Origin of the sequence: Streptomyces thermolilacinus SPC6, assembly GCF_000478605.2 — a bacterium.
Lineage (GTDB): Bacteria > Actinomycetota > Actinomycetes > Streptomycetales > Streptomycetaceae > Streptomyces > Streptomyces thermolilacinus.
In genome coordinates, this window is record NZ_ASHX02000001.1 from 3298012 (window position 1) to 3316832 (window position 18821).

The following is an 18821-nucleotide window of genomic DNA, read 5'->3' on the forward strand; positions in this document are numbered from 1 at the left end:
CCGTCGGGCGAGAGGTTGTCCGGCCTGTAGACCGACAGGTCCGCCACCCGGAGGTGTCATTCCGAGCCGGGCTCCGGAGTGGCGGTGCCGTTGCCGGCGAGGGTGCGGCCGGTGAGGCCGGGGCCTGGCGGGCGGGGGAGGGGAAGCGGGAGCGGCAGGTTCTCGGCGGGCGTGTGGGACCCGCCCGGGGAGCGGTCCGGTTCACGCTCGGTGAGGGCTTCGCGGAGGAACGGTACGATGCCCCGCTCCAGCAGGGCGTGGCGCCATGCCTCGCGGGCGCGGGACAGCTCGTCGGGCAGGGCGCCGCCCGGGCCCCGCGCCGCCGCGGTCTCGGCGGGGCGGTTGCGCAGGGCGGTGACCAGCAGCCCGATGGCCGCGACCAGCAGGCCGGCGGCGGTGACGGCGGCGAAGAAGCAGCCGGCCGTGAGCAGCGGGGCGGCCAGGTCGGGCGGCGGGTCGAGCATCTTGAGCACGTACCCCAGGAGCAGGAGGACGAGGGCGGCCGTCCCGGCCAGGATCGGCGTCAGGACGGTGACGACCACGCCGAATCCGGCGCCCGGAGTCGCCCCGTCGCCGGTGCCGCCGAGGACGGAGGCCATCACGGACGCGCCCGACGGCCTGCGGTGCTCCTCCCGTAGCCGCACGTAGAGCGCGTACTCCGTGGCGGCGGCCGTGCTGATCAGGGCCGCCGCTCCCAGCGCCATCGCGCGGAGCTGGCTTCTGTCGAGCCGTCGGCCGACGGCGGCCAGCTCCGGACGGTCGGATGCCGTGCGCAGCGCCTCGTCGAGGAGGCGCTCGTACTCGGCGCGGTCCTCGGGCAGCAGGTGCGGAGCCCACTTCATGTGCGTCCCCCGATACTCCCGTGGGGCGTTGAGGCCCCGGAGAAGCGGCAGTTGGGAACGCGATGGTAGAGCCGCCGCCCCGTGGGGTGACAGGGGTTTCCGGAATTCGCCTGTTTCCGGATGCGCTCAGTGAGGAAGCGGGAGCTGCTGGACGAGCAGCTTCCCGGCCATGGTCACGCCGCCGTCCATGGCGATGGCCAGGCCGTCCGCGTACACGTGCGGGCCCTCGACCACGGGGCCGGAGCTCCCGCCGTCCGCGTCCTCGGTGCCGACCTCGCCGAGCAGGTACGGGATGGGGCTGTGGCCGTGGACGACCCGCTCGCCGCCGTACGCCGCGAGCAGCTCCCGTACGGCGTTGGCGCCGCCCTCGTCGCGGAACGCGAACCGCTTGGTGAACTTGCGGAACAGGTCCCAGCACTCGTCGGCGTCGTTGCGGGTGAGGATCTCGTGGATCGTGTCGTTGACGTCCTCGATCGTGTCGCCGTACTCGAGGTACGCCGTCGTGTCGGAGTGCAGCAGCAGGTGCCCGTCCTGCTCCACGATCGCGTCGAGGCGCGACATCCACTGGAGGTGCACGTCCTGGAGGCGGTCCATGTCGCTCTTCTGGCCGCCGTTGAGCAGCCACGCCGCCTGGAAGGTCGCCGTGCCCGCCCCGGAGTTCACGGGCGTGTCGCCGAAGCGTTTCGCGCCGAGCAGCAGCAGCTCGTGATTGCCCATCAGGGCCTTGCAGTAGCCGCCCGCGGCCGCCGCCTCGGCGGAGAGCCGCATCACCAGGTCGATGACGCCGATGCCGTCGGGGCCGCGGTCCGTGAAGTCGCCGAGGAACCACAGGCGGGTGTTTCCGGCCGACCAGTGGCCGTCCCCGTCGATGAGGCCCTGCTCCCGCAGGGCGGCGAGGAGTTCGTCCAGGTAGCCGTGGACGTCGCCCACGACGTACAGCGGGCCGGGGCCCTGGCCGACGGCCGTGGCCGGGGCCGCCGCCGGGGCGGGCGGCGGGGTGACGGTGACCTGGAGCGTGTCGCCCCGGTTGATCACCGGCAGGTCCCGCTCGGTGGGCGTGTAGCCCTCGGGGTAGTCGTCGTCGGGGAAGGCGTTGCCCGGGTGCGGCAGCTGCGGGGCCTGGAGCCGCGGCGTGACGGACTGCTGGTGCGGCGCGGGAGGCTGCTGGGCCGCGGGGGGCTGGGGTGCCGGGGGCTGCGCCTGGGCCTGCGGTTGCGCCGCCGGGGGCTGGACCGCCGGGGCGGAGGGCTGGTGCGGCTGCGGCGGGACGTGCTGTTCGGACGCCTCCGGCGCCTGCTGCGGCTGTGGAGGCGCAGGCTGCTGGGGCTGCTGCGGCTGCGGATGTTCGGAATGACCCTGTACGGGCACCTGGGCGTACGGCGGTACGCGGAAGTCGCGCAACGTCGCCGTCCGCACCACGGGTCCCTGACCGGCCCCCTGAGTCATCGACCCCTCCACCACCGTCGCGACGCCCTCACATCGCGGACCGGCCTGGTCGGAGCGGCCCGCGCTGTCGTGCGCCCATCATAGGAATGAGGCTTGTGCTGTGTGACGCACCAGGGGTGGTGAATCAGGGAGCACGCCCGGTTCGCCGGATGTTTCGCCCCAAATGCGAAGGTCTGGAACGGAGAAGGCGGGGTTCCCGGCAGGGCATCGCCAGGAACCCCACCGGCCCGACGTGGGTTTCCGACCGTTCTGTCCTGGACGGGCCCGAGACGTCCTAATCCTGGCGCGGTTGGCGCGGCGGACTCACCGTCGTGCGCGGCGGCCTGCGCTGCGACGACGTACGGACGATCAGCTCCGTCGGCATCACCTGCTCGACCGGCCGGTCGTGTTCGATGCCCTCGATCGCGTCGATGAGCAACTGCACCACGGCGGTGCCGATCCGGCGGGGCTTCAGCGACAGTGTGGTGATCGGCGGCTCGGTCGTGGCGTACACGGTGGACTCGCTGCAGCAGACGAGCAGCAGGTCGTCGGGGACGCGCAGCCCGTACCGGCGCGCGGCGGCCAGCAGGTCCGTGCCGTTCGGGTCGAACAGCCCGTACACGGCGTCCGGGCGGTCGGGGCGGGCCAGTAACCGGTCCGCGGCGACGGCGCCGGCGCATGGATCGTGGGCCGGGTATGCCTCGTACACGGGGTCCTGACCCACGCGTTCGCACCAGTTGAGGTACGCCGTGGTGGACAGGCGTGTGTACGTGTCCGTGGTGGTGCCGGTGAGCAGGCCGATCCGGCGGGCGCCGGCCTCGGCGAGGTGGTCGAGGATGCCGAGGACGGCCGCCTCGTGGTCGTTGTCCACCCAGGCCGTGACCGGAAGCGATCCGGCGGGGCGCCCGTCGGAGACGACCGGCAGGCCCTGGCGGACGAGTTCGGTGACGACGGGGTCGTGGTCGGACGGGTCGATGACCACCGTGCCGTCGAGGGCCACGTTCGACCAGACGTCGGCCGGGCTTCGGCGTGAGGTGGCGGGCAGGATGACGAGGGCGTAGCCCCGGGCGAGTGCCGCGGAGGTGGCCGCTCTCGCCATCTCGGCGAAGTATGCGAACTCGGTGAAGGTGAAAGGTTCATCCCCGTAGGTCGTCACGGTCAGGCCGATGAGGCCCGACTTGCCGGTACGGAGCGTGCGGGCGGCCGCGGAGGGCCGGTAGCCCAGCCGGTCGGCGACCTCGCGGACGTGGCGGCGGGTGGCGTCCGGGAGCCGGCCCTTGCCGTTGAGCGCGTCGGAGACAGTCGTGATGGAGACGCCGGCCGCGGCGGCCACATCCCGGATGCCCGCGCGCCCTTGCCGGCTCCCCCGGGTCTGTGCCCGGCTCACCTGGTGCTTCCCTGCTGCTGTCATGGCGTGCCGATAGTAGGCGGACGGCGACGGAGCGCGACGGACGCATATTCAGGCGTTGACAGGCACGTTTCTGCAAGGTCCACAGGGTCCAATCACATCGAAACCCAAGGAAGCCAGCGGGTTATTCGATGGGTTGGCGGTTGTCCACGCGCATAGTCCAGGTGGCTGGACGGCGAGAGGGCCAGCCTTCAACTCACCTCTACGGGGGACGCGCGCCACGGCGCGAGCCACCCGCGTGCGCCAGGGCGGCGCGCGCCCCCCGGTGGTGGGTGGCAAGAACCGATCCCCGAACCGGCGCCTCCCGGGCATCGGGGTCAGTGGGCCATTCGCATGAGCGCGGAATCCTCATAAGGTGTGCAGTATCCGTGGGACATACGGTCGAGGAGGACCACAGTGAGCGAGACAAGCCCCAAGCTGCGCGCCGTGCTGGACAACATCCCCACCTACAAGCCGGGGAAGCCGGCCGCCGCCGCCGAAGGCCGCGTTGCGTACAAGCTGTCCTCCAACGAGAACCCGTATCCGCCGCTGCCGGGGGTCATGGAGAAGGCGCTGGCCGCGGCGGCGAACCTCAACCGCTACCCCGACCTGGCGTGCACGGAGCTGATGAACGAGCTGGCCGAGCGCTTCGGGGTGCCGGTGACGCACCTGGCGACCGGTACGGGCTCGGTGGGCATCGCCCAGTCGCTGGTGCAGTCCACGGCCGGCCCGGGCGACGAGGTGATGTTCGCCTGGAGGTCCTTCGAGGCTTACCCGATCGTCACGCAGATCGCGGGTGCCACGCCCGTCATGGTCCCGCTCACCGAGGACGGCACCCACGACCTCGACGCGATGGCCGAGGCGATCACCGAGCGCACGCGCCTGATCTTCGTCTGCAACCCCAACAACCCCACGGGCACCGTGGTGCACCGGGAGGAGCTGGAGCGCTTCCTGGACCGGGTGCCGTCGGACATCCTGATCGTCCTGGACGAGGCGTACATCGAGTTCATCCGGGACAGCGAGGTGCCCAACGGCATCGACCTCTACCGGGACCGGCCGAACGTGGCGGTGCTGCGCACCTTCTCCAAGGCGTACGGCCTGGCGGGCATGCGGGTCGGCTTCGCCATCGCGCACGAGCCGGTCGCGGCCGCGCTGCGGAAGACCGCCGTGCCGTTCGGCGTCACGCAGGTCGCGCAGGACGCGGCGGTGGCATCCCTGCGCGCCGAGGACGAGCTGCTGGGCCGGGTCGGCTCGCTGGTGAGCGAGCGCACGCGGGTGGTCGAGGCGCTGGCGGCCCAGGGCTGGGAGCTGCCGGTGACGCAGGCCAACTTCGTGTGGCTGCCGCTGGGCGAGCTGTCCGGTGAGTTCACCGCCGCCTGCGAGGAGGCCGGGGTCGTGGTGCGCCCGTTCGCCCCCGACGGCGTCCGGGTGACGATCGGCGAGGTCGAGGCGAACGACATCTTCCTGCGGACGGCCGAGGCGTTCCGCAAGGAGAAGTTCTGACCGGCGCGGACCGGCGCCGCCGTCGGCTGTGCGATGGCGCCGCCGCGCCGGTCTGAGGCGGTCGGCGCGGATGACTAAGTGAACCCCCGCGAGTGATTCACTCGCGGGGGTTTCGCGTTCAACAAAGCGTTGACCATTCGAGGGGCGGGCCGCCAGGGGGGACCCCCCTGCGAACTGCGGATTTCGTGTGAGTCATAATTGCTTGTGATTGTGAACGCATTCACAAGCGCGCGTGGTTCCTCCCAAGATCGACCGGAATCGGCGGGCGAAGGAAAGGCCATGGGGCCATGGGGCCACAGGGCTGCTAGGCCGTAAGGAGAAGATCGTCGTGGACCTGGCTCTGGCGCCAGAGACGCTGGCGCGGTGGCAGTTCGGTATCACCACCGTCTACCACTTCCTCTTCGTCCCTCTGACCATCTCACTCGCCGCGCTCACCGCCGGTCTCCAGACCGCGTGGGTGCGCACCGACAACGAGAAGTACCTCAGGGCCACCAAGTTCTGGGGCAAGCTCTTCCTGATCAACATCGCGATGGGCGTCGTCACCGGCATCGTGCAGGAGTTCCAGTTCGGCATGAACTGGTCGGACTACTCGCGGTTCGTCGGTGACGTCTTCGGCGCGCCGCTCGCCCTCGAGGCGCTGATCGCCTTCTTCTTCGAATCGACCTTCATCGGCCTGTGGATCTTCGGCTGGGACAAGCTGCCCAAGCGCGTCCACCTCGCCTGCATATGGATGGTGTCGCTCGGCACCGTCCTCTCCGCCTACTTCATCCTGGCCGCCAACTCCTGGATGCAGCACCCGGTCGGCTACCGGATCGACAAGGAGTCGGGCCGGGCCGAGCTGACCGACTTCTGGGCCGTGCTGAGCCAGAACACCACCCTCACCCAGGTCTTCCACACCATGACCGCCGCCTTCCTGACCGGTGGGGCCTTCATGGTCGGCATCGCCGCCTTCCACCTGGCCCGGCGCAGGCACATCCCGGTGATGAGGACATCGCTGCGGCTCGGCCTGGTCACCGTGGTCGTCGCGGGCCTGCTGACCGCCGTCAGCGGTGACCTGCTCGGCAAGGTCATGTACAAGCAGCAGCCCATGAAGATGGCTGCCGCCGAGGCGCTGTGGGACGGCGAGGCCCCCGCCCCGTTCTCCGTCTTCGCCTACGGCGACGTCGACGAGGGCCACAACAAGGTCGCCATCGAGATCCCCGGTCTGCTGTCCTTCCTCGCCAACGACGACTTCTCCTCCTACGTCCCCGGCATCAACGACACGAACAAGGCGATGCAGGAGAAGCACGGGCCCGGTGACTACCGGCCCAACATCCCCGTCGCCTACTGGTCGTTCCGCTGGATGATCGGCTTCGGCATGGCCTCCTTCGGCCTCGGCCTCCTCGGGCTGTGGCTGACCCGCAAGAGGTTCCTCCTGCCCAAGGCGCTGCGCGTCGGTGACGACGAGGTGCCCTACCTGGTCCTCCTCAGCAAGCCCCTCAGCCACCGGCTGACCAGGCTGTACTGGCTCGTCGCCCTGTGGACGCTGGCCTTCCCGCTGATAGCCAGCTCCTGGGGATGGATCTTCACCGAGATGGGCCGCCAGCCCTGGGTCGTGTACGGCGTGCTGCGCACCCGCGACGCCGTCTCCCCCGGTGTCTCCCAGGCCGAGGTCATCACCTCGATGACCGTCTTCACCCTCCTCTACGCGGTGCTCGCCGTGATCGAGTTCAGGCTGCTCGTGAAGTACGCGAAGGCCGGTCCCCCGGAGCTCACCGAGGCCGATCTCAACCCGCCCACCCGGATCGGGGGCCACGACCGTGACCCCGACCACCCCATGGCCTTCTCGTACTGAGGAAGGGGAGCGAGGCATGGAACTCCACACCGTCTGGTTCGTCCTGATAGCCGTCCTGTGGACCGGTTACTTCTTCCTGGAGGGCTTCGACTTCGGCGTCGGCGTCCTCACCAAGCTCCTCGCCCGCGACCGGGTCGAGAAGCGCGTACTGATCAACACCATCGGCCCCGTCTGGGACGGCAACGAGGTGTGGCTCCTCACCGCGGGCGGAGCCACCTTCGCGGCCTTCCCCGACTGGTACGCCACGCTCTTCTCCGGCTTCTACCTGCCGTTCCTGGTCATCCTGTTCTGTCTGATCGTGCGCGGCGTCGCCTTCGAGTACCGGGCCAAGCGGCCCGAGCACCGCTGGCAGCACAACTGGGAGCAGGCCATCTTCTGGTGCTCGCTCATCCCCGCGGCGCTGTGGGGCGTGGCGTTCGGCAACATCGTGCGGGGCGTCGAGATAGACGCGTCGAAGGAGTACGTCGGCTCCCTCTTCGACCTGTTCAACCCGTACGCGCTGCTCGGCGGGCTGGTCACGCTGACGCTCTTCACCTTCCACGGGGCGGTGTTCACCGCGCTCAAGACCGTCGGCGACATCCGGGCGCGGGCGCGGAAGCTCGCGTGGAGGCTGGGTCTGCTGACCGCCGTCGTCGCACTCGCCTTCCTCACCTGGACGCAGACGTCACGCGGCGACGGGACGAGCCTGGTCGCGATGGGCGTCGCCGTGGTGGCGCTCGTCGGGGCGGTCGGCGCCATCAAGGCCGGGCGTGAGGGCTGGTCTTTCGCGCTGTCCGGCGTCACGATCGCCGCAGCGGTTGCCATGCTGTTCCTGACGCTCTTCCCGGACGTCATGCCGTCGTCGCTGAACCCGGACTGGAGTCTGACCGTGACCAACGCGGCGTCCAGCCCGTACACCCTGACGATCATGACCTGGTGCGCGGCGATCGCCACACCGGTCGTCCTCCTCTACCAGGGCTGGACGTACTGGGTGTTCCGCAAGCGCATCGGCACACAGCACATCGCCAAAACCCACTAAGTCACCGGGCCTGGGGCGGGGGATGTTTCACGTGAAACCGAGCCCGCCCACCAGGCCACCGGGCCCAGGCACCACCGGCAGGGGATGTTTCACGTGAAACCGATCGATCCGCGGCTTCTCAGGTACGCCCGGGCCACGCGCCTCTTCCTGCTGGCGGTGGTCCTCCTCGGCCTGGTCGGGGCGGCGCTGGTGGTCGCTCAGGCGATGCTCATCGCCGAGGTCGTCGTCGGCGCCTTCCAGCGCGGAACGGCCGTCGACGGCCTCACCCTGCCGCTGATCCTGCTTGGCGTGGTCGCCGTGGGCCGCGGACTGGTGTCCTGGCTGACCGAGCTGGCCGCCCACCGCGCCAGCGCGGCCGTCAAGTCCGAACTGCGTGCCCGGCTGCTGGAGCGGGCGGCCGCACTCGGCCCCGGCTGGCTGAGCGGCCAGCGGACCGGCTCCTTGGTGGCGCTCGCCACGCGGGGTGTGGACGCACTGGACGACTACTTCGCCCGCTATCTGCCGCAGCTCGGTCTCGCCGTCGTCGTGCCGGTGGCCGTCCTCGTGCGGATCGTCACCGAGGACTGGGTGTCGGCGGCCATCATCGTCGTCACGCTGCCACTGATCCCCGTCTTCATGGTCCTCATCGGCTGGGCCACGCAGGCGCGCATGGACCGGCAGTGGAGGCTGCTGTCCCGGCTGTCCGGGCACTTCCTCGACGTGGTGGCCGGACTTCCCACCCTCAAGGTCTTCGGCCGGGCGAAGGCGCAGGCGGAGTCGATCCGCTCCATCACCGCGCAGTACCGGCGGGCCACCCTGCGCACCCTGCGGGTCGCGTTCCTGTCGTCGTTCGCGCTGGAGCTGCTGTCCACCCTGTCGGTGGCGCTGGTGGCCGTCGGTATCGGCATGCGCCTCGTCCACGGCACCCTCGACCTGTACACCGGCCTGGTCATCCTGATCCTCGCGCCCGAGGCATACCTGCCGCTGCGCCAGGTCGGCGCGCAGTACCACGCGGCGGCGGAGGGACTGTCGGCCGCCGAGGAGGTCTTCGCGGTCCTGGAGTCACCGGTGCGGGAGGCGGGGACGGAGGTGCTGCCCGAGGGCCCGGTGCGGATCGAGCTCGACACCGTGACCGTACGGCACGAGGGGCGCGCCGAGCCGTCGCTGGACCGGGCGTCGCTCGTGGTGGAGCCGGGCGAGACGGTCGCCCTGACCGGGCCGAGCGGTATCGGCAAGTCCACGCTGCTGGACATGGTGCTGGGATTCACCGCGCCGGACGCGGGCACCGTACGGGCGGGTGGCGTGGACGTCGCGGCGCTGGACCCGGAGCGGTGGCGGGAGCGGGTGGCCTGGGTGCCGCAGCGGCCGTACCTGTTCGCCGGGACGATCGCCGAGAACGTGCGCCTGGCGAGGCCCGACGCCGACGACGACGCCGTACGGGCGGCTCTGCGGGAGGCGGGCGCCGACTTCGTCGACGGGCTGCCGGACGGGACCGGCACGGTGCTCGGGGAGGACGGCGCCGGGCTGTCGGCGGGTCAGCGGCAGCGGCTCGCCCTGGCCAGGGCGTTCCTCGCCGACCGGCCCGTGGTGCTCCTCGACGAGCCGACCGCCGCGCTGGACGGGGCGACCGAGGCGGCCGTCGTGGAGGCGGTGCGCAGGCTCGCGGCCGGGCGGACCGTGCTGCTGGTCGTGCACCGGCCGGCGCTGCTGGAGGTGGCGGACCGGGTGGTCGCGCTGCGGCCGGGCACGGTGGGGGCGTCTGGGGCGGGGGCGAGCGGCGCGGTGGCCGGTGCCGGGGGCGGGACGGCGGCGCCCGCGGTGATCGACGTCGGTACGGACATGGTCGATGACGCCTTCGGTGTCGTGGGCGGCCTGTACGGCGGCCAGTCCGCCGCCCGCCCGGACCGGACCGGGACCGAGCCCGTCGCCCCCGGCGCGGGTGGCCGCATCCTGGCCAGGGTCCGGGCGATGGCCGGTGAACTGCGGGGGCGGCTCGCGCTGGCGCTGCTGCTGGGCAGCCTCGCCCTCGCGTCGGCCGTCGGCCTGATGGCCGTGTCCGGCTGGCTGATCTCGCGGGCCTCCGAACAGCCGCCGATCCTGCACCTGATGGTCGCCGTCACCGCGACCCGCGCCTTCGGCATCGGCCGGGCCGTGTTCCGGTACGCCGAGCGGCTCGTGTCGCACGACGCCGTCCTGCGCATGCTCGCCGATCTGCGGGTGGCCGTCTACCGGCGCCTGGAGCGCATCGCCCCGGCCGGGCTGCGCCGCACCCGCCACGGTGACCTGCTGTCGCGGCTGGTCTCCGACGTGGACGCCCTCCAGGACTACTGGCTCCGCTGGCTGCTGCCCGCAGGTACGGCCCTGCTGGTCGGCGCCGGGGCCGCCGGGTTCACGGCGTGGCTGCTGCCCGAGGCGGGCGCCGTCCTCGCGGCCGGGCTGCTCGTGGCGGGCGTCGCCGTCCCGGTGCTGGGCGGTGCCGTCGCCCGGCGCGCCGAGCAGCGGCTCGCCCCGGCGCGGGGCGCCCTCGCCGCCCGGGTGGTGGACCTGCTGCGCGGCTGCGCCGAGCTGACGGTGGCCGGTGCGCTGCGGAGCCGTATCGCACAGGCCAAGGAGGCGGACGGGACGCTCACCCGGATCGCCGCGCGCCAGTCCGCCGCGACGGCCCTGGGCGGCGGGCTCATCGCGCTGGCGACCGGGCTGACGGTGACCGCGGCCGCGCTGGTGGGCGCCCAGGCCGTGCGGGACGGGCGGCTCGACGGGGTGGCCCTCGCGGTGGTCGTGCTGACCCCGCTCGCCGCGTTCGAGGCCGTGGCCGGGATGCCGCTGGCCGTGCAGTACCGGCAGCGGGTGCGGCGCAGCGCCGAGCGGGTCTTCGAGGTGCTCGACGCGCCCGCCCCGGTGACCGAGCCCGAGCGGCCCGCTGCCGCGCCCGAGAGCCCCTTCCCGCTGGAGCTGCGCGGGGTCGCCGCCCGGCACCCCGAACAGGACCGGGACGCCCTCGTCTCGTTCGACCTTCGCCTGGACCGGGGACGGCGGGTGGCCGTCGTCGGCGCGTCCGGGGCGGGCAAGACGACGCTGGCGCAGGTGCTGCTGCGGTTCGTGGAGGTCGGGTCGGGCGCGTACCGGATCGGCGGCGTCGACGCGACGGCGCTCGACGGGGACGACGTACGCCGGTTCGTCGGGCTGTGCGCCCAGGACGCCCACCTCTTCGACAGCACCATCCGCGAGAACCTGCGGCTGGCCAGGACCGGCGCGGACGACGACGAGCTGCGCGCGGCGCTGGCCGAGGCGCGGCTCCTGGAGTGGGTCGAGGCGCTGCCGGACGGCCTGGACACGCTGGTCGGCGAGCACGGGGCGCGGCTCTCCGGCGGGCAGAGGCAGCGGCTGGCGCTGGCCCGGGCGCTCCTCGCGGACTTCCCGGTGCTGGTCCTGGACGAGCCCGCCGAACACCTCGACCTGGCCACTGCCGACGCGCTCACCGAGGACCTGCTGCGGGCGACACGGGGCCGCACCACGGTGCTCATCACGCACCGGCTGCGCGGGCTCGACGCGGTGGACGAGGTCGTCGTCCTCGCGGACGGGCGGGTCGCGCAGCGGGGGCCGTACGAGGAGCTGATCGCCGCCGAGGGGCCGCTGCGGCGGATGTGGGAGCGGGAGCGGTCGGCGGACCTGCGCCTCGGCGCTTAGGCGGAGACGCGGACGCGGCCTGTGGGCCGTTGGGAAGGGGCGGGGTGTCGGCCTGTCGGCCGTTCCGGTGTCGGCCGGTCGGCGCGGCGTGGGCCGGTCGGCGGTACGGCCGTACACCGGACGGCGGTACGGCGGCGGGCGGGGCGTCGAGATGCCGGGGAAGCCGGGGCCGAGGGGCCACCATCCCAGGATGCGCCCTCACCACGGCCGACGGTCACTGCCCTGGCCGGCGCTGTCCGCGCTGGCCGCCCTGCTCGCTCTCGCGCCCCCCGCTGCGCCGGTAGCGGCCGCGGCGGTACCGACGACGGCTGCGGCGGTCGCCACCCCGGTCGCCGCGCCCGCCCTCCACGCCACCGGACCGGACGGTCCCGCTGTGAGCGCCGAGGTGGCGCGGCTGATCGCCGAGGCGTCGCGGGTCACGGAGGCGTACGAGCGGGACAGGCGCGCCGCGGTCGCGCAACGGGCGAGGGCACACCGGCTCCAGGCGGAGCTGGACGCCAAGCGGCGCGAGCTGGCGGCCCTGCACGGCCGCGCGGGCGAGGTGGCCCGCGCCCAGTACCGGACGGGCGGCGTGCTGACGGTGACCGCGCGGCTGCTGCTCGCCGACGACCCGGAGGACGCGCTGCGCACCGAGCGCGCCGCACGGCAGGCGGGCCGGGCGGTGAACCGACTGGTGCGGAACACGGACCGGGCCGAGCGGCTGCTGGACGCGGCGGCGGACCGGGCACGGGCGGCGTGGCGGGACCTGGAGGCACGCCACGCCCGGCTCGCGGCGGTGAGGCGGGACCTGGAGGCGCGGCTGGAGCGGGCGCGGTGGCGGCTCCAGGCGGAGGCGGACCGCAGCGTGGCGGCGGGCAGCTGCCGGGGCGCGGCGCGGCTGGAGCAGCCGGGCGGCGCGCGGGGGGAGCGCGGCCGGGTGTGGGTGGCGCCGGTGGCGGAGGCGGACGGGTACGAGCTGTCGGCCGGGTTCGACAGCGCGGGGCGGCACTGGGCGCGGCGGCACACGGGGCAGGACTTCGCCCTGGACATCGGCACGCCGGTGCGGTCCATCGGGGCGGGGCGCGTGCACGCCGTGTCGTGCGGCGGCGCGTTCGGCATCGAGGTGCTCGTACGGCACGACAACGGCTGGTACTCGCAGTACGCCCACCTGGCGTCGGCCGCCGTGGAGCAGGGCCAGCGGGTGGTCGCCGGCCAGTGGGTGGGCCAGGCGGGGACCACCGGCAACTCCACGGGCCCGCACCTGCACTTCGAGGTGCGCCTGACCCCGTACCTCGGCTCGGGGGTGGACCCGCTGGCCTGGCTGCGGGAACACGGGGTGGAGCTCGCAGGACGGCGACCGTAGTCGGCGGTCGCCTTCCTGCGCCGCGCTGACGAGGACGGCTCGGCGACAGTCGCTACCCACGCGGCCCGGCACCAGGCGGCCCGCGCCCAGGCACGTTGCCCGGCCACCGGGCGGCTCGCCGCTACGCGGCTCAGCAGCGCGTGAGGATCTCCTCGATCACGGCCGCGACGCCGTCCTCCTCGTTGGCGACCGTCCGGCCGGACGCGGCGGCGACGACGTCAGGGTGGGCGTTGCCCATGGCGTACGAGGTGCCCGCCCAAGTGAGCATCTCGATGTCGTTGGGCATGTCGCCGAACGCCACGACCTCGTCCGCCGAGATGCCGCGCTCGGCGCAGCACAGGGCGAGCGTGCTGGCCTTGGAGACGCCGAGCCCGCTGACCTCCAGCAGCGCGGTGCGGCTGGAACGGGTGATGTTGGCGCGGTGCCCGGCGGCCGTACGGGCCAGGGCTAGGAAACCGTCGGGTGTGAGGTCGCGGTGGAGGGCCAGCAGCTTGAGCAGTGGCGTGCCGGTTCCGGGTACGTCCTCGTGGAGCAGCTTCTCGGCGGGCCCGACCGTGACGGCGGCGTCCAGGTGCAGGGGCGGGTAGTCCGGCTCGTGGCGGATGCCGTCGGTGAACTCCATCGCGAAGGCCGTTCCCGGGGCCTCCCGCCGCAGGGTCTCCACGACGTCGTACGCCGTGCGCCGCTCCAGCTCGCGCACCTCGACGATCTTCCGCCCGGCGTGCAGGTCCACGACGGCCGCGCCGTTGGAGCAGATGGCCAGGCCGTGGCCGTGGACGTGCTCGCTGACGACATCCATCCAGCGGGCGGGCCGCCCGGTGACGAAGAAGACCTCGATCCCGGCCTCCTCGGCGGCGGCGAGCGCCGCGACCGTCCGGTCCGACACGGACTTGTCGTCGCGCAGGAGCGTTCCGTCAAGATCGGTGGCGATCAGTCGCGGGCGCTTCTGCGACAACGGACGGCTGCTGGAGTAGGTCGTCGGTGAGGTCACGCACCCATTGTCCCGTATGAGCACGCCCTCAGGCGCACGAACGTGCGAAACCCCGCGCATTTGAGCCGCGTGTCCGGCGACAGGCGAAATGGATGAACACGGAGATACCGGCGCCCCGGCCGAAGTGACCCCCGGCCGTTCACGCCGGGGAACTCAGCCGTTCAGCTGCGTGATGCCCTCGGTCGCGATCCGCTCGAAGACCGTCTCGTCGGCGGCGAACACCGAGTCCGGGACGGGGGCGTGCACCACGATCTCGTCGAAACCCAGCTCCGCGTGGCGTCCCGCGAAGTCCACGAAGGCGTCCACGGAGTCCAGGACGCCGTTCGCCTCGGGGGTGAATCCGGTCAGCAGGATCTTGTCCAGTTCCGCCACGTCCCGGCCGGCGTCGGCGCACGCTTTGCCCAGCTTCTCCACCTGCCCGCGGAGCGCCTCCCGCGACTGCTCGGGCGTGCCGGTCTCGAACAGCTTCGGGTCCCCGGTGGTGACCCACGCCTGGCCGTGCCGGGCGGCGAGGCGCATCCCGCGCGGCCCGGTCGCCGCGACGGCGAACGGCAGGCGCGGCCGCTGGACGCAGCCGGGCACGTTGCGGGCCTCGTCCGCCGAGTAGTGCGTGCCCTCGTGGGTGACGGCGCCCTCGGTGAGGAGCTGGTCGAGCAGCGGCACGAACTCGGCGAACCGGTCCGCCCGCTCCCGGGGCGTCCACGGCTCCTGCCCGAGCGCCGTCGCGTCGAAGCCGTTGCCGCCCGCGCCGATGCCGAGGGTGATCCGGCCGCCGGAGATGTCGTCCAGGGAGATCAGCTCCTTGGCGAGCGTCACCGGGTGGCGGAAGTTCGGCGAGGTGACGAGCGTGCCGAGCCGCATCCGGCCGGTGGCCGCCGCGGCCGCGGTCAGCGTGGGGACCGCGCCGAACCAGGGGCCGTCGCGGAAGCTCCGCCAGGACAGGTGGTCGTACGTGTACGCGGCGTGGAAACCCAGCTCCTCGGCGCGCGTCCACTGGTCACGGCCCCCCTCGTGCCAGCGGCGGACGGGGAGGATCACGGTGCTCAGGCGCAGAGTCATGCCGTCGAGCGTACGGGCCCCGCCGAGGGGACGCCGCGATCACTCCTTGAAGCGGAGGTAGCGCGCGGGCACCGCGTCCGTGAGCCAGACCCCGTTGGCGCTGACGTGGAAGACATGGCCGTCGCGGTGCATGGCGCCCGCGTCCACGGCCAGGACGACCGGCCGCCCGCGCCGGGCCCCGACCCTGGTCGCGGTCTCCCGGTCGGGCGAGAGATGGACGTGGTGGCGGCCCATGGGGCGCAGGCCCTCGGCACGGATCGCGTCCAGGGCTGCGGCGATGGTGCCGTGGTAGAGGTACGCGGGCGGGGCGGCGGGCGGCAGGCCGAGGTCCACGTCCACGGTGTGACCCTGGCTGGCCCGGATGCGGTCGCCGTCCAGGGCGAAGCGCCGCTTGTCGTTCACGGCGACGACGTGCTCAAGCTCGGCGCGGGTGAGCGGCATGCCGTGCCGGGCCATGGCGCTCAGCAGGTCTTCGACGGCGACCCAGCCCTGCGGGTCGAGGACGAGGCCGATCCGCTCGGGCTGGTGCCGCAGATGCCGCGAGAGGTACTTCGACACCTTCTCGGTGCGTCGTTCGTCCATGGCGGCAGCGTGTCAGGGATCACGCCCGTTCCGCCACAGAAAAACGGCGGAACAGGTTTGGTCCACAGCCAACTCCACTTATCCACAGGCTTATTGGCGATTCTGTGGACAACCGGGCCCGGTGTAGGGCGTCCTGGCCGCCTCAGGGGTGGCTCAGCGGCGTGGCTCAGTGGTCCTCGGACGCGTCCCGGCGCCGGGCGGCGAGAGCATCCAGCGTCCTTGCGCGCACCTCCCGTTCGGCAGCCGCCGCGATGAAGGCCGATGTGTTCTCCGCGCCGACCAGCTCCCGTACGGCCCGGACGGTCGCGGCGGGCAGGACGACCGCGCGCGGCTCCTCGTCCCGCTCCGGGGGGCCGCCTGGGGCGAGGTGGCGCTGGAGGTGGCGGTTCGCGAGGAGCCGCATGGCCCGGGCCAGTTCGGCGTCCACCGTCTGGCGGGCGAGCGGGCGCAGCCGCCGCACCAGGGCCGCCGCCGCGTCCGCGTCCGCGTCCGTCGGCGGGCGGTGGCCGAGGTGGCGGGCGAAGACGTGCTCGGTGGTGAACTCCAGGAACCGCAGGGCGATGTGCTCGACCTCCGCCCGCAGCTCCCGCAGGTGCCCGGCGACGGCGAGCAGCGGCACGCCGGCCGCGTAAAGCTCCGCCGCGACCGCCAGCTCCTGTGGGCTCGGCACCAGGAACTCGTCGTCCCGGCCCGGCACCCGCTCCAGCACGCCCAGCTCGACGGCCTCCTCGACGGCCCGCTCGTCGGGGGCGCCGCCGAACGCCGCGTCCAGCTCCGCGCGCGTGACACGGTCGGCCTGCTCGTCGGTCCACGGCCCGTCCACCTCGGCCACCAGCCCCAGCACCCCGCCGAGACCCCGGCCCCTGTCCCAGGCCTCCAGCAGTTCCTTGATGGAGGCCAGGCTGTAGCCCCGGTCGAGGAGGTCCGCGATCTGGCGAAGCCGCGCCAGATGGGCCTCCCCGTACACGTTGGACCTGCCGCGCCGCTCGGGCCGGGGCAGCAGACCCCGGTCCTGGTAGGCGCGGATCGTACGGACCGTGGCGCCGCTGAGGTGCGCCAGGTCCTCGATCCGGTACTCGACCGTCGCGCTCAGGCCGGCCGGCTGCTCGGACACACTCGCTCCCTACTGCCCCGGGCCGTCCTGCCAGGGATCGTACGGCCGCCCCCGGGCCCCGCTCACAGCACGGCCCGTCCACGACGGCCGCAGCCCGGCCCGCGGCGCAGCCCGGCCCGCGGCGCAGCCCGGCCCGCGGCGCAGCCCGGCCCGCGGCGCAGCCCGGCCCGCGGCGCAGCCCCGTCGCGCCCTGCCGCGGCCCGAGGCGCCCTCACAGCGGCGGCCTCACCCGCGCCAGGGCCCGCAGTGCGCCCGGGGCGAAGCGGGACAGCAGGTGGGCGGCACGGGCCTCCGGGGTGACCGGCACCAGGGGCCGGTTCTCCGCGACCGCCCGCAGGATCGCGGCAGCCACCTTCTCCGGCGGGTAGTTCCTGCGCGCGTACAGCCCTGCCGTGCGCTTCCGCAGCCGTCGCTCCTCCACCTCAGGGACCCCGGCGAAGCGGGCCGTCGCCGTGATGCCGGTGTTCACGAAGCCGGGGCAGATGGCCGTCACGCCGATGCCCCGGCCCGCCAGCTCGGCGCGCAGCGACTCGCTGAGCATCAGCACGGCCGCCTTCGACGCGCCGTACGCGGGCAGCAGCCGCGTGGGCTGGAAGGCGGCCGCCGACGCCGTGTTCACGATGTGGCCGCCCTGGCCGCGCTCCACCATCTGACGGCCGAAGAAGCGGCACCCGTGGACGACGCCCAGCAGGTTGACGTCGAGGACCTTCCGCCAGTCGTCGGCCGTCGTGTCGAAGAACGACCCCGACAGGCCGATCCCGGCGTTGTTCACCAGCACGTCGACCGTGCCGTACTCGGCGGCGACCCGTGCGGCGAGCTTCTCCATGGCCTGCTCGTCGCCCACGTCCACCACCTCGGGCCACGCGCCCGGCGCCCCCGCCCGCAGCGCCTGGTCCGCCGTGCGCGCCGCGCCCTCCGCGTCCCGGTCCACGGCCACCACCCGCGCCCCGGCCTCCGCGAACGCCAGGGCCGTCGCCCGCCCGATACCGCCCGCCGCGCCCGTCACCACGACCAGCTGCCCGCCGAACCGGTCGGCGTACCGCCTTCCCGACACGACGGCGGGCGGCAGCGCGGCACCGCCCTCCTCGTGCGCGGTCACGAACTCGGCGATCCACGCGGCGAGCTGGTCCGGCCGGGTGCGCGGCACCCAGTGCTTCACCGGCAGCGTGCGCCGCACCAGCCGGGGCGCCCACCGGGACAGGTCGTCGTACAGCCGCTCCGACAGGAAGGCGTCACCGGTCGGCGTGATCAGCTGCACCGGCACGTGCGCGTACGCGTCCGGGCGGGGCCGCAGCATCCGCGAGCGGACGTTGTCCCGGTACAGCCACGCGCCGCGCGCCGCGTCCTGCGGCAGCGACCCGGTCGGATAGCCGTCGGTGGGCACCTTCTCCACCCGCCGCAGCAGGCCGGGCCAGCGCTTGCCGAGCGGGCCCCGCCAGGCAAGTTCTGGCAGCACCGGCGTGTGCAGCAGATACACGTACCAGGACCGCGCGCCCTGCCCCAGCACCTGGCCGACCCGGCGCGGTGTCGGCCGGGCCACCCGCTCCTTCATCCAGTGGCCGAAGTGGTCCAGCGACGGCCCCGACATCGACGTGAACGAGGCGATCCTGCCCCTGGTGCGCCCGACGGTCGCGAACTCCCAGCCCTGCACCGAACCCCAGTCGTGCCCCACCAGGTGGACCGGGCGGTCCCGGCTCACCGCGTCCGCGACCGCCAGGAAGTCGTCCGTCAGCTTCTCCAGCGTGAAACCGCCCCGCAGCGGCACCGGCGCCGTGGAACGCCCGTGCCCCCGCACGTCGTAGAGGACGACATGGAACCGGTCGGCCAGCCGCCGGGCGACCTCGGACCACACCTCCTTGGAGTCCGGGTAACCGTGCACCAGCACCACCGTCGGCCGGTCCGGATCGCCCATCTCCGCGACGCACAGCTCGATCCCGCCCGTGCGGACCCACCGCTCGCGGGCGCCCCTCAGCAGACTCATGCCCAACCCCCGTCCCGTAGGCGCCCGCACAGCGGCCCGCCTCAGCCAGCACGTTGACATCAACGAATGTGACAATG

The 18821-nt window shown here is 73.3% G+C and carries 13 protein-coding genes; 5 read left to right on the forward strand and 8 right to left on the reverse strand.

The features are described from left to right. Window positions 1-56: 56 nt before the first annotated feature. The 3 genes from J116_RS14195 to J116_RS14205 all read right to left on the reverse strand — a co-directional run bounded on the left by J116_RS14195 (window position 57) and on the right by J116_RS14205 (window position 3678). The gene (locus J116_RS14195) at window positions 57-842 is read right to left on the reverse strand and encodes a hypothetical protein (RefSeq protein WP_023587730.1); all 786 of its coding nucleotides are present in this window, start codon (window positions 840-842) and stop codon (window positions 57-59) included. 126 nt (window positions 843-968) lie between these two features. Next, on the reverse strand, window positions 969-2303 hold the full coding sequence (locus tag J116_RS14200; protein WP_394331483.1) for a metallophosphoesterase: 1335 nt from the start codon (window positions 2301-2303) through the stop codon (window positions 969-971). Between the two features lie 259 nt (window positions 2304-2562). Then, entirely contained in the window at window positions 2563-3678 is a 1116-nt protein-coding gene (locus tag J116_RS14205) for a LacI family DNA-binding transcriptional regulator (RefSeq protein WP_051203495.1), read from the reverse strand. A 393-nt stretch (window positions 3679-4071) separates the two neighbouring features. Between J116_RS14205 and hisC the strand changes: the two genes are divergently transcribed. The 5 genes from hisC (at window position 4072) to J116_RS14230 (ending at window position 13017) form a co-directional block, all read left to right on the forward strand. Beyond that, window positions 4072-5157: a histidinol-phosphate transaminase gene (hisC, locus tag J116_RS14210; RefSeq protein WP_023587733.1), complete on the forward strand. Its 1086-nt coding sequence runs from the start codon at window positions 4072-4074 to the stop codon at window positions 5155-5157. A gap of 328 nt (window positions 5158-5485) precedes the next feature. Further along, window positions 5486-6991: a cytochrome ubiquinol oxidase subunit I gene (locus tag J116_RS14215; protein ID WP_023587734.1), complete on the forward strand. Its 1506-nt coding sequence runs from the start codon at window positions 5486-5488 to the stop codon at window positions 6989-6991. 16 nt (window positions 6992-7007) lie between these two features. Continuing rightward, window positions 7008-8009 carry a cytochrome d ubiquinol oxidase subunit II gene (cydB, locus tag J116_RS14220; protein WP_023587735.1) on the forward strand — a complete coding sequence of 334 codons (1002 nt, stop codon included), beginning with the start codon at window positions 7008-7010 and terminating at the stop codon, window positions 8007-8009. A gap of 93 nt (window positions 8010-8102) precedes the next feature. Beyond that, window positions 8103-11675: a thiol reductant ABC exporter subunit CydD gene (gene cydD, locus J116_RS14225; protein WP_023587736.1), complete on the forward strand. Its 3573-nt coding sequence runs from the start codon at window positions 8103-8105 to the stop codon at window positions 11673-11675. 190 nt (window positions 11676-11865) lie between these two features. Then, complete coding sequence (locus tag J116_RS14230) at window positions 11866-13017, forward strand: M23 family metallopeptidase (RefSeq protein WP_028964046.1); 1152 nt, start codon at window positions 11866-11868, stop codon at window positions 13015-13017. Window positions 13018-13147: 130 nt separating this feature from the next. Here J116_RS14230 and J116_RS14235 read toward each other — a convergent pair whose 3' ends face one another. The 5 genes from J116_RS14235 to J116_RS14255 form a co-directional block, all read right to left on the reverse strand. Beyond that, complete coding sequence (locus J116_RS14235) at window positions 13148-14068, reverse strand: Cof-type HAD-IIB family hydrolase (protein WP_394331484.1); 921 nt, start codon at window positions 14066-14068, stop codon at window positions 13148-13150. A 93-nt stretch (window positions 14069-14161) separates the two neighbouring features. After that, window positions 14162-15067 (reverse strand): LLM class flavin-dependent oxidoreductase, encoded by a 906-nt coding sequence (locus J116_RS14240; protein WP_023587739.1) that lies wholly within the window; start codon window positions 15065-15067, stop codon window positions 14162-14164. A gap of 39 nt (window positions 15068-15106) precedes the next feature. Further along, window positions 15107-15649: an RNA 2'-phosphotransferase gene (locus J116_RS14245; RefSeq protein WP_023587740.1), complete on the reverse strand. Its 543-nt coding sequence runs from the start codon at window positions 15647-15649 to the stop codon at window positions 15107-15109. A 166-nt stretch (window positions 15650-15815) separates the two neighbouring features. Continuing rightward, window positions 15816-16763: a MerR family transcriptional regulator gene (locus J116_RS14250; protein WP_023587741.1), complete on the reverse strand. Its 948-nt coding sequence runs from the start codon at window positions 16761-16763 to the stop codon at window positions 15816-15818. A gap of 211 nt (window positions 16764-16974) precedes the next feature. Further along, complete coding sequence (locus J116_RS14255) at window positions 16975-18744, reverse strand: SDR family oxidoreductase (RefSeq protein ID WP_023587742.1); 1770 nt, start codon at window positions 18742-18744, stop codon at window positions 16975-16977. Window positions 18745-18821: the final 77 nt, after the last annotated feature.